Here is a 10,211-nt window from a genome sequence, read left to right on the forward strand (position 1 = left end):
GGGGTTTTACCTGGACCCCCACCCTGGCAAAGCCGGGACGGGGTGGCATCAGAAGCTCCGGAGCCAGGCGGCGGGGAAAAGGGCCAGGATCACCCCCGCCACCACCCAGCCCAAGGCCAGGCCCAGGGTACCCTCCGCCCGCTCCTTGGCCCAGAGGAGGCCCGCCCCCAGGAGGAGGAGAAGGAAGGTGGGCCCGGGCACGGCCACCGCAAAAAGCAAGGCCGTCAGGTAGGGGGAAAGGTCCCGGTACCGTTCCTTAAGGACCAAGGGGACCAGGCCCCGGAAGAAGGGCTCCATGAGGGCTAGGCCCAAAAAGGCAAGGAGGTTTAAGGGGAGGGTGCCTAGCCCCAAGGGCTCGCGGATCCACCCGTAGAGGAAAAGGAGGAGGACCAAGGCCGGCCCCACCCAAAACCCCTCGATCCAGCTGGACCAGGGTCCCAAAAGGGCAGAAAGGCGCTTGCGGAAGGGCCTTTGGAGAAGGAGGCTTGCGAAGAGGAGAAGGCCATAGAAGAGGTAAAAGCTGGGAAGGATCAACTCTTTCTGGTAAGGGGTGATGAGGGCTAGGGCGTTGGCGAAAAGGGTTTTGCCCAGGAAGGCGGCCAGGAGGAGGGCCAGGAGGAGGGAGCCCAGGAGGGTCAGGTAAAGGCTTCCCGGCCCCGGCAGGGGATCCTCCACCACCTCGAGGGTGCGCACGGGCTCAATGCGGCTTTCCCCCAGGAGGACCAGGAGCAAAAAGGCCAGGAAGACGAGAAGCCAAGGCCAGGCCCAGGCCAGGAAGCGGGCCGGGAGATTTTCCAAGGAAGCCAGCTGCCTTAGGGCGGCCTGTCCCTGGGAAAGCTGACCCTGCCCCAGGTAGGCCAGGACCAGCAGGGAGAGAACCTCGCTTTGCATCCGGGGCTCTGCCGCAAGCTGGGGAAGAAGCCCCTCAAGAAGGGGAATGGCCTCCTGGGGTTTCCCCAAGAAAAGGAGGAGGCGGCCCCTTTCCAGCCTCTCCGCCAGGGTGGGACCCAGGATCTTTAAGCCCTCCTGGGGCTGCCCCAAGGCCAGGTGGAGCTGGGCCAGGAATAGCCGGGCCTCGGGGGTGGGGGGCAGGTTCTGGGCGAGCCTTAAGGCCTCCTCGTACCGACGGAGGGCCTTGAGGGCCATGGCCGTTAGAAGGTTGGCCTCGGGTCCTGGGGGCAGGGAAAGCTTGAGGACTTCCGCGGCCCGGCCTCTTTGCAGGAGAATCCGGGCCCGAAGAAGCTTTGCCTCGGGCTCGTCGCCCAGTTGTCCCAGGTAGCTTTCCGCCCGGTCCAGATCCCCTCTTTCCAGGTGGATACGGGCCAGAAGGAGGAGGCTTGGCTGGTGGCCGGGGTCGCTCTTAAGGGCCAACTCACAGGTGGCCTGGGCGCTATCCAGTGCTCCTCGTTGGTATAGGCGCTGGCAACGGGCGAAATACTCTTCGGCTCCCTGGGCCAAAGCGGGAGAGAGGAAGTGTAGGCCCAGGAGAACCAGTAATCCCCCAATAAGCCCCATGTCTTCCAGTTTACGCCCTCCCTCTCTTGTACCGGGTATAATCCCCCGCGGGTGAAACCCATGAGGCGATGGATAACCTTGGTTGTTGCGATGGTTTGGGTCGTCGGCCAGGCCCAGGCCCCCCAGGTGTCGGCCCTGGTGGATGCCGGGCGGTTTCAGGAAGCGTATGAGCTGGGCTTAAAGCTGGGTACCCCCGAGGCCCTGGCCCTGGCGGCCAAGGGAGCCAGCTTCTACGCCCTTTACCAGGCCAAGCCCGAGGAGAAGCGCACCTGGTTTGAAAAGGCGGAGAAGGCGGCCTCCCAGGCCATCGCCAAAGCCCCGGATTACCCCGAGGGCTACTTTGAGCGGGCCCGGGCCCTGGGGCGGCTTTCCCAGTTCAAGGGGATCCTCGAGGCCCTGGCGGAGGGCTTGGCCTCCAGGATCCGAGGCGACCTGGAGAAGACCTTGAAGCTCAAGCCCGACCACGCCGGGGCCATGGTGGCCCTGGCCCTCTGGCACTTTGAGCTGGTGCAGAAGGGCTGGTTGGTGGCGGCCACCCAGGGGGCGGATGGCTCGAGGGTGGAGCCCCTCATGCAAAAGGCCATAGAGCTGGAGCCGGATGGGATCATCCACCGGGTGGAGTACGCCAGGGTCCTTGCCGCCTGGGGCAAGAAGGAGGAGGCCAGAAAACAGCTGGAAAAAGCCCTCTCCCTTCCCGCCAAAACTGCCGCCGACCGCTACGACCAGGAGAGGGCCCGGCAGGAGCTTGCCAAGCTGAAGTAGACCCAAGGAGCTCGGAGGCCGGGTGTATCCGGCCTCCTTTTTTACCTTGGAGTGGGGAGCCTAAGACCAAGCCGCCTTCCGAAGATCCGCAGGAGCACGGTGGCCAGGGTCCCGGCGAAAAGGGCCCCTTCCGGATGGGTGCCGTAGAGGGCATAGACCACAAGGGCTCCCACCAGGGCAGCGGAAGCGTACAGGTCCCCTGCCCGGTAGAGGATGCCCGGCACCTCTCCGGAGAGCACGTCCCGGAGCACGCCTCCCCCCACCCCTGAGAGGGTGCCCGCCAGGGCCACGCCGAAGGGGCCAAGCCCCGAGACCAGGCCCCGCTCCGCTCCCAGGGCAGCGAAGAGGCCCAGGCCCAGGGTATCCAGGTAGTAGATGAGCCGCTCCATGGCTTGTACCCTGGGGTGGAAGCGGAAGACGAGAAGCCCCGTGAGGACCACGCTCCACAAGAGGGGCTCGTTGTGCAGGGCCGTTGGGGGAAGGGTGCCCACCAGGACGTCGCGGATGGACCCACCCCCCACCGCGGTTACCGTGGCCAGCACCAGGACCCCCAGGAGATCAAATCCCTTTTCCACTCCCTTCAAGGCCCCGGTGGCGGCGAAGACCAGGGTGCCGAGCCAGACCAGGACCTCAACCATCCAAAAGCACCATGGCTCGAGCCTGCACGTGCGCTACCGCCAGGCCCTCCGAGGTCTTGAAGGTGAGGCCGATGCGGTCCAGGGGCAGGCCAAGAAGCCGGGAGAGATTTTCCAAAAGGCCCTGCCGGTGGGGGGAAAGCTTGGGCTGGTCCAGGATGATGGCCAGGCTTACCTGGATCAGCCTTCCCCCCCTTTCCTCAACGAGGCGGAGGGCCTCCCTTAGAAAGACCTCGCTGCGGGCTCCTCGCCACTTGGGGTCGGTGTCGGGGAAGAGGAGGCCGATATCCCCAAGGCCAAAGGCGGCCAGCAAGGCATCGGTGAGGGCGTGCAGGGGAGCGTCCCCATCCGAGTGGGCCAGGGCCCCGTGGGGGCTTGGAATCAGGAGGCCGCAGAGGTAGAGGGGTTTTCCCTCTATAAGGCGGTGGCTATCCTCCCCGTAACCTAGGCGCATGGCTATACTTTAGGGCATGCCGAGCTTTGCGGAAGCCCTAGCCCTCATGGAAGCCTGGACGGAAAGCGAGTCCCTGAGGCGGCACATGCGGGCGGTGGAGGTGGCCATGCGGGCCTATGCCCGCCGCTTCGGGGAGGACGAGGAGCTTTGGGCCATGGCCGGGGTTCTGCACGATATGGACTACGAGAAGTACCCCGAGGAGCACCCCTACCGGGGAGTGGAGGAGCTGAGGCGCCTGGGCTACCCGGAGGAGGTCTTGGAGGCCATCCTGGGCCACGCCTCCTACACCGGGGTACCCCGCAGGACCCTTATGGCCAAGGCCCTTTTCGCGGTGGACGAGCTTACGGGCTTGATCACCGCCGCGGTCTATGTGCGCCCGGATCGCTCCATCCTGGGCCTGGAGCTTTCCAGCTTGAAGAAGAAGTTCAAGGACAAGGCCTTCGCCAAGGGGGTGAACCGGGAGGAGATCCGGATGGGGGCCGAGGACCTGGGCCTTTCCCTGGATGAGCACATGGCCTTTGTCCTCGAGGCCATGAGGAAGGAAGCGGAGCTACTGGGCCTAAAGTAGTTGCCTTCGCCCCCTGTGTTCCGCTAGGGTGGAGGGCGTGGAGCTACCCGACCTAAGCCCTTACCTGGGGCAGGTGACCTTTGGCGGCCTGGCGGGGTATGCGGTGGGCTACGCCTTGAAAAAGCTGGGCCGCCTTCTGGCCGTGGCCCTCGGCCTCCTCTTCGTGGTCGTGCAGCTTTTGGCCCAGGCGGGCTACATCCAGGTGGACTGGACCCGCATCCAAAGGGATGTGGAGCCCCTCCTCCAGCAACCGGGTTTGCAGAGCCTGTGGGAGAGGCTCCTCACCACCCTCACCTACAACCTGCCCTTCGGGGCTAGCTTCGTGGGTGGGTTGATCCTGGGCCTGCGGGCTGGCTGAGGAGCAGGGGACGGCCTAGACCCAGGTGAGTTCCAGGTGGGCCTTCAGATAGCCCACCTGGAGCCCCCGGTAGTTCCTGCGTTCGGGCTGGTCCCAGGGGGTGGGCCCGGGATCCAAGCCCAGGAGCCTGAGGAGGGCCACCACCGCCACCTCCCGGGCCTGGGCCGAGCCGTCCTCCACCTTCAAGGCAATCCCCAGGGGCCCGTGGGGGCTTTCCAGAAGGGCCAGGCCGTAATAGCCGTCGGCTCCCCGCTTGGCCACCACCGGCAGGCGCTCCATCAGGAGGGTGTCGATGCTCCCGGGTCCTGCCACCAGCTCGGGGTGGCGGCGCATGATCTGCTGCACCTTGCGGAGGGGTTCCCGGTACGCCTCGAGGGCCCTTTCCGGCGCCGCCAGGAGGTAAAAGGCCCGGGCGGCCCGGGAAAGGGGCAGGGAAAAAGTGGGGACGCTACACCCGTCGATGGCCAGGAGGGGCTCCACCCCGGAAAGCTCCCTCAGGGTCTTCCGGTTCAGGACCTGGACCGGGTGGTCGGGGGTCTCGTAGCCTTCAGGGCTGGCTCCCAGGGCCAGGCTTACGGCCAGCATGCCCGCATGCTTCCCCGAGCAGTTGTGGTGGAGGGGCGTGGGGCTTTGCCCGGCTTCCTCCAGGGCCTTCCGGGCCTCCCTGGAGGAGGGAGGGTGGACCCCGCAGACCAGGGCCTCGGGGCCGAGGCCCAGCTTGGCCAAGAAGCCGGAAGCCACCGCCACATGGCGGGGGGTGCCGTCGTGGCTGGCGGTGGCCAGGGCCACTTCCTCCTCCGTGATGCCAAACCGCTCCACCGCCCCCGTGAGGAAGAGGGCCAGGGCCTGGAAAGGCTTGGCCGAGGAGCGCATGTAGGCCCATAACCCGGGGTTTCCCGCATAGGCCAGTAGGCCTTCCGGCCCGTGGATGGCCAGGGAAATGCGGTGCCGGTTTTCCACCTCTTGGCCGCGGTAGGCGTAGACCCAAGCGTTCACGCCCCAAGTCTACGCCGGGCTTCCTCAAAAAGGGGCCGCCAGTCCAGGCTAAGGTAGGGGGAGGGGAAGCCCAGGAGTTTCCCTTCCGCCTTTTTCAGGTTCCTCAGGCCTCCCCGCCCGCTCTTGGCCTGGTGCAGGGCCGCCGCCAGGAGGATGAGCCCCTGCAAAAAACGCCGTTTCTCTCCCTGCGCCTCCCGCCAGACTTCCTCCAGAACCTCATGGGCCTCAAAGAAACGGCCCTCCTGGAAAAGGTGCCAGGCCTCACACAAGGCTTCCACCCCTTCAGGCTAAACTCTTCCCATGCGCTTCATCCAGGCGGTATGGCTCCTGGTCGCCTTGGCTTCCAGCCCGGGCTTGGGGCTTAGGCTCGCCACCACCACCAGCGTCTACGACTCCGGGCTTTTGGACCGGCTTTTGCCGGTCTTTGAGCGGGCCACGGGGGTTCGGGTGGAGGTTTTGGCCGTGGGCACGGGGCAGGCCTTGCGGCTGGCCGAGCGCAAGGATGTGGATGCGGTCCTGGTCCATGCCCCGGACCTCGAGGGGGAAGCCTTGGAGCGCGGTATCATCGCCCAGCCCTTCTGCCTGGCCCAGAATAGCTTCCTCCTGGTGGGGCCAAAAGGGGATCCCGCCCGGATCCGGGAGGCAGGGGATGTCCTGGAGGCCTTGCGGCGGATCGCCCGGGCCCAGGCTCCCTTCGTGTCCCGGGGGGACCGCTCGGGCACCCACCTGAAGGAGCTGGAGCTCTGGCGGAAGGCAGGCCTCACCCCCGAAGGAGGCTGGTACCTGGAGTCCGGGGCGGGCATGGGCCAGACCCTGGTTCTGGCGGCGGAGAAGGGAGCCTATACCCTCTCCGACCTGGCCACCTACCTCACCGTGGGCCGCAAACGGGGGCTGGAGGCTCTTTATCGGCGGGAGGATCCCCTTCTCTTGAACCAGTACACCTACTACCTGGTGCCTCAGGGGGCGAAGGCGGAGGAGGCGGAGGCCCTGCGCCGCTTCCTGGCCACGGAGGAGGCGGCTCGGTTGGTGGAGGGTTTGCAGGTGGAGGGGACCCCGGTCTTTAAGCCCTTGAGGGGGCGGTGTATCATCTCCAGGGGTGGAGGCCGCTGAGCTTTTGGAAATCTCCTTGCGCAGCCTCTGGGTGGCGGGGCTTGCTACCTTGCTGGCGGCTTTTCCCGCCGTGCCCTTGGGGCTTTGGCTGGCCCTTAAGGGGGGTGGGGGGATTTTCGGGCGGATTCTCCTCTATGCCGGCCTCGCCCTCCCCTCCGTGGTGGTGGGGCTTTTCTTCTACCTCCTCCTTTCCCGCTCGGGGCCTTTGGGATCCTTGGGCCTCCTTTATACACCCTACGCCATGGTGCTGGCGGAGGCGGTCTTGGCCTTTCCCCTCATCGCCGCCTTCGTGCTTTCGGGGGCCAGGGGTAGGGTGGAGGAGGTGCGGCTTTTGGTGCGGAGCCTGGGGGGCAAGGAGGGCCAGGTGCTTCCCACCCTGTTCTGGGAAAGCCGCCGCACCCTGGCCGCTGCCTTGGCCGCCGGCTTCGGCGGGGCCATCAGCGAGGTGGGGGCGGCCACCTTGGTGGGCGGGGATATCCGCCACCACACCCGGGTCCTCACCACGGCCATCGTGGTGGAAACCCGAAAGGGAGAGCTGGAAAGCGCCTTGGCCCTAGGCTTTGTCCTCCTGGGGGTGGCCCTTTTGGTCACGGCCCTCCTGGTTATCCTGGAGCGGGAATGAGCCCGGTTTTGCAGGCCCAGGGGTTGGTGCACCGCTACGGGGATTTTCGCCTCGAGGTTCCCCACCTCGAGGTTTATGCCGGGGAGATCCTGGCGGTGCTGGGGCCTTCGGGAAGCGGCAAGACCACCCTCTTGCGCCTTCTTGCGGGCCTCCTTTCCCCGGAAGAAGGCCAGGTGGAAGGAGGATTCCGCGCCTATCTGCCCCAGACCCCTCCCCTTCTCCAGCGAAGCGTCCTGGAAAACGCTGCCTTTGGCCTTTGGCTTAGGGGTGTCCCCCGGCACCAGGCCCGGGCCCGGGCCTTTAGGCTCCTGGAAGAGGTGGGTTTGGAGGGCAAGGCTCGTCAGCCCGCCCATCTCCTTTCCAGCGGGGAAGCGGTGCGCCTGGCCCTGGCCAGAACGCTTCTGGTGGAGCCTGCGGTCTTGCTCCTGGACGAGCCCACCGCCAGCCTGGACCCCGCCAACACCCTGAAGGTGGAGGCCTTGCTCCAGGAGGCAGCCAGGGGAGGCCGGGGGGTGGTCCTGGCCACCCACGACCTCTTCCAGGTGCGCAGGCTGGCCCATAGGGTGGTCTTCCTCTTCCAGGGCCAGGTGGTGGAGGAAGCCCCTGCGGACCGGTTTTTCCAAAGCCCAAGGGACTCGAGGAGCCAAGCCTTTTTGGAGGGACGGTTGCTTCCTTAACCTCCCCCCCGGGCTGCGGCCAGCTGGATCCTTTGGAACCAGGCCTCGGCCTCCTCGCCCTCCACCTCCACCTGGAGCTGGGGGAGGGAAAGGCTTCCCACCCTTAAGGGTTCCGCCTCGGCGAAGCGCACCCGGGCCCCGGGGAGGGCGTAGACTCCCTCCTCCAGCTTTCTCCCGCCCCATTCGCTGAGGTATCTCTCCAAGAGCCAGGCGGGCAAAGCCCCGAAGCGCTGGGCGAAGGTTCCGCCCGCCACCGGGGGGAAGAGGTCCAAGGTGGCCTCCTCCGTCAGGGGGGTGGCGAGCCCATTCAGGTAGCGCACATCCCGGCCCTCCAGGAAAACCGATACCCGCTCAGCCAGCTCCTCGCCTTCAAAGAGCTCCTCCTTTAGGGTGGGATAGGCCCGGACCAGCGCCTCCAAAACCTCCCCCACCGTCTTGCCTTCCACCCGGACCTGGCTTTGACCCGTGAGGTCGCGGAAGGTGGCGTACAGGTTCACCTTGGGCATAGCCTGAGTCTAAAGGAAACCCTGGCCTAAAAGGCCAGGGTTATGGGTGCCATTAAAGGGCCTAGTCGGCGGCGGCGGACAGAATGCCCAAGGCCTGGAGCTTGGCCGGGGGCACCACCCCCTTCTCCCAACCCCGCTCCTGGTAGTATTCCTGCAACATCAGGTCCAGCTCCGTGAGCTGGCCCTTGGAGCCTGCGCAGTCGGAGGGTTCCTTGAGGAAGCGCTCGGGCAGGTAGTCGGAGCCTTCCGCCCAGCCTGCCAGGTTGTTGTAGTAGCGCTCCAGGTTGTAGATGCGCTCCCCGATGAGGAGGATCTCCTCGGGGGTCACGGGCCGGCCCCAGTAGGCGGCAAGCTGCTTGGCGTACTCCTCGGGACCCTCGGCGAACTGGCTGAACTTGCAAAGGTCCAAGGAGTCGGTGAAGGCGGAGAGGTCCTGGAAGAGCTTGGTGAGCTTGCCCTTCCCCTCCCAGGCCAGGGGGTCGGTCTTGTAGGGCACCCCAAGGATCTCCGAGGCGGGGGTGTAGGCCCGGAGGTGGCAGGCCCCGCGGTTGGAGGTGGCGTAGGCGATGCCCATGCCCTTGAGGCCCCGGGGGTCGTAGGCGGGGATGGACTGCCCCTTGACCTCGAGGGCAATCTCGGGGTGGCCGATGGCCTTGGCAAAGCGGGCCGGGCCTTCCGCCAGGCTGTCTCCCACTCCCCGGCGGTAGGCGATGGCCTCGATGATGCGGGCCTCGCCCTCCTTGTCCCCAAAGCGGATCCCGTCAGGGCCCTGGTAGTAGCCCTTCTCCGTGGCCTCCATGAGGACGGCGATGGCGTTACCCGTCTCGATGGTGTCCATGCCGTAGGCGTTGCAGAGGTAGATGGCGTACCCGGTCCAGTCGGTGTCGGTGTGGCCGGAGTGGGCCCCCAAGGCCCAGGCGGACTCGTACTCGTAGGATTCGAAGCGGATGGCCTTGCCGTTGATGTGGACCTCCACCATCTTCTTGCAGGCCACGGGGCAGGCGTGGCAGGTGTTGTCCTTGATGAGGCGGTGCTCGCGGATGTACTCCCCGGAGATGGTTTCCACGCCTTCAATGCAGGTGTGCTGGGCGTTGAAGGTGGGCAGGGCCCCCATCACGTTGGTGATGTTCATGAGCACGTTGGTGCCGTAGAGGGAAAGCCCACCCTTCTTGGGGGCGGTCACGTTCTTGGGGTCGTTGATGGTGGCCGAGGCCTGGCGGTCGGCCTCCCGCCAGAGCTCGGGGTCCTTGGGCTGGGGCATGTTCTCCTGCTTGCCCACCACCACGATGGCCTTGAGCTTCTTGCTCCCCGCTACCGCCCCGGTGCCCCCTCGGCCGGCAGCGCGCTCGTCGTTGTTGATCCAGTTGGCGAAGCGCACCAGGTTTTCCCCGGCGGGGCCGATGGCCATCACGTCGGCATCCTCCCCGTGGCGTTCCCGCAGGATGCGGTGGGTTTCATGGGTGGTCTTGCCCCATAGGTCCGAGGCATCGTGGAGGGTGACCTCCCCATCCTTCACCAGCAGGTAAACGGGTTTGTCCGAGGCTCCCTTGATGAGGAGCCCGTCGAACCCCGCCCACTTCAGCTTGGCCGCGGTCCAGCCCCCCATGTGGCTATCCGTTACCGTGCCCGTGAGGGGGCTTTTGGTGACCACCGCCAGGCGCCCCGACATCTTGGCCCGGGTGCCGGAAAGGGGACCATTCATGAAGCAAAGGAGGTTGTCGGGGCCAAGGGGATCTACTTTGGGCCCGTTTTCAAACACATACTTGACCCCGAGACCCCTTCCGCCCACATACATCTCCAGGTCCTTGGGGTCGGGGGCGAAGTACTCCACCTGGCCTGTCGAGAGGTTGATACGGGCGAGCTTATGGGCATATCCACCGAGCATCCTTTACCTCCTTTTGGGCCAAGGGAAAGACGCCCATTGCCAGGAAGACCACAGACCACTGCCCAGGTTCGGGTGGATTATACCACCCAAACCCCGGGGGAATGTAAAGAAGGTGACAGGCAT

13 protein-coding genes are annotated in these 10,211 nt (G+C 65.9%); 6 read left to right on the plus strand and 7 right to left on the minus strand.

Annotated features, from left to right (window positions below; all coding sequences use genetic code 11):
* Nucleotides 1-48 precede the first annotated feature (48 nt).
* Nucleotides 49-1,515, minus strand: coding sequence for a lipopolysaccharide assembly protein LapB (locus TNMX_RS09900; RefSeq protein WP_038031705.1), 1,467 nt, complete (start codon nt 1,513-1,515; stop codon nt 49-51).
* A 60-nt stretch (nt 1,516-1,575) separates the two neighbouring features.
* On the opposite strand from TNMX_RS09900, the gene TNMX_RS09905 reads away from it, so the two are divergent.
* Nucleotides 1,576-2,277, plus strand: a complete 702-nt coding sequence (locus TNMX_RS09905; RefSeq protein ID WP_052037974.1) for a hypothetical protein — start codon at nt 1,576-1,578, stop codon at nt 2,275-2,277.
* 41 nt (nt 2,278-2,318) lie between these two features.
* Here the strand turns inward: TNMX_RS09905 and TNMX_RS09910 are convergent, their stop codons facing one another.
* Together TNMX_RS09910 and ispF are read right to left on the minus strand one after the other, a co-directional pair.
* Nucleotides 2,319-2,915 (minus strand): trimeric intracellular cation channel family protein, encoded by a 597-nt coding sequence (locus TNMX_RS09910; RefSeq protein WP_015715981.1) that lies wholly within the window; start codon nt 2,913-2,915, stop codon nt 2,319-2,321.
* Nucleotides 2,908-3,366, minus strand: coding sequence for a 2-C-methyl-D-erythritol 2,4-cyclodiphosphate synthase (gene ispF, locus TNMX_RS09915; protein WP_015715982.1), 459 nt, complete (start codon nt 3,364-3,366; stop codon nt 2,908-2,910). The genes TNMX_RS09910 and ispF overlap by 8 nt, the downstream gene beginning before the upstream one ends.
* A 16-nt stretch (nt 3,367-3,382) precedes the next feature.
* On the opposite strand from ispF, the gene TNMX_RS09920 reads away from it, so the two are divergent.
* Both TNMX_RS09920 and TNMX_RS09925 read left to right on the plus strand, forming a co-directional pair.
* Nucleotides 3,383-3,934, plus strand: a complete 552-nt coding sequence (locus TNMX_RS09920; protein ID WP_015715983.1) for an HD domain-containing protein — start codon at nt 3,383-3,385, stop codon at nt 3,932-3,934.
* A 37-nt stretch (nt 3,935-3,971) separates the two neighbouring features.
* Nucleotides 3,972-4,292, plus strand: coding sequence for an FUN14 domain-containing protein (locus TNMX_RS09925; protein WP_019551393.1), 321 nt, complete (start codon nt 3,972-3,974; stop codon nt 4,290-4,292).
* A gap of 15 nt (nt 4,293-4,307) precedes the next feature.
* Here the strand turns inward: TNMX_RS09925 and TNMX_RS09930 are convergent, their stop codons facing one another.
* Together TNMX_RS09930 and TNMX_RS09935 are read right to left on the minus strand one after the other, a co-directional pair.
* Nucleotides 4,308-5,288, minus strand: coding sequence for an asparaginase (locus TNMX_RS09930; protein WP_015715985.1), 981 nt, complete (start codon nt 5,286-5,288; stop codon nt 4,308-4,310).
* Nucleotides 5,285-5,566, minus strand: a complete 282-nt coding sequence (locus TNMX_RS09935; RefSeq protein WP_038031712.1) for a DUF309 domain-containing protein — start codon at nt 5,564-5,566, stop codon at nt 5,285-5,287. Before TNMX_RS09935 ends, TNMX_RS09930 begins: the two co-directional genes overlap by 4 nt.
* 22 nt (nt 5,567-5,588) lie before the next feature.
* Between TNMX_RS09935 and TNMX_RS09940 the strand changes: the two genes are divergently transcribed.
* Genes TNMX_RS09940 through TNMX_RS09950 form a run of 3 tightly spaced genes read left to right on the plus strand, consistent with a single transcriptional unit; the run spans nt 5,589 to nt 7,697 of the window.
* Nucleotides 5,589-6,398 (plus strand): substrate-binding domain-containing protein, encoded by an 810-nt coding sequence (locus TNMX_RS09940; RefSeq protein ID WP_038031714.1) that lies wholly within the window; start codon nt 5,589-5,591, stop codon nt 6,396-6,398.
* Nucleotides 6,385-7,020 (plus strand): ABC transporter permease, encoded by a 636-nt coding sequence (locus TNMX_RS09945; protein WP_015715988.1) that lies wholly within the window; start codon nt 6,385-6,387, stop codon nt 7,018-7,020. The genes TNMX_RS09940 and TNMX_RS09945 overlap by 14 nt, the downstream gene beginning before the upstream one ends.
* Complete coding sequence (locus TNMX_RS09950) at nt 7,017-7,697, plus strand: ATP-binding cassette domain-containing protein (protein WP_015715989.1); 681 nt, start codon at nt 7,017-7,019, stop codon at nt 7,695-7,697. The genes TNMX_RS09945 and TNMX_RS09950 overlap by 4 nt, the downstream gene beginning before the upstream one ends.
* Here the strand turns inward: TNMX_RS09950 and TNMX_RS09955 are convergent.
* Nucleotides 7,694-8,203, minus strand: a complete 510-nt coding sequence (locus TNMX_RS09955; RefSeq protein ID WP_015715990.1) for a ubiquitin-like small modifier protein 1 — start codon at nt 8,201-8,203, stop codon at nt 7,694-7,696. The two genes, TNMX_RS09950 and TNMX_RS09955, sit on opposite strands and share 4 nt — an antisense overlap.
* 61 nt (nt 8,204-8,264) lie before the next feature.
* Entirely contained in the window at nt 8,265-10,088 is a 1,824-nt protein-coding gene (locus TNMX_RS09960) for an aldehyde ferredoxin oxidoreductase family protein (protein ID WP_038031716.1), read from the minus strand.
* Nucleotides 10,089-10,211: the final 123 nt, after the last annotated feature.

Origin of the sequence: Thermus sp. NMX2.A1 (assembly GCF_000511705.1) — a bacterium.
GTDB classification, from domain to species: Bacteria; Deinococcota; Deinococci; order Deinococcales; family Thermaceae; genus Thermus; species Thermus scotoductus.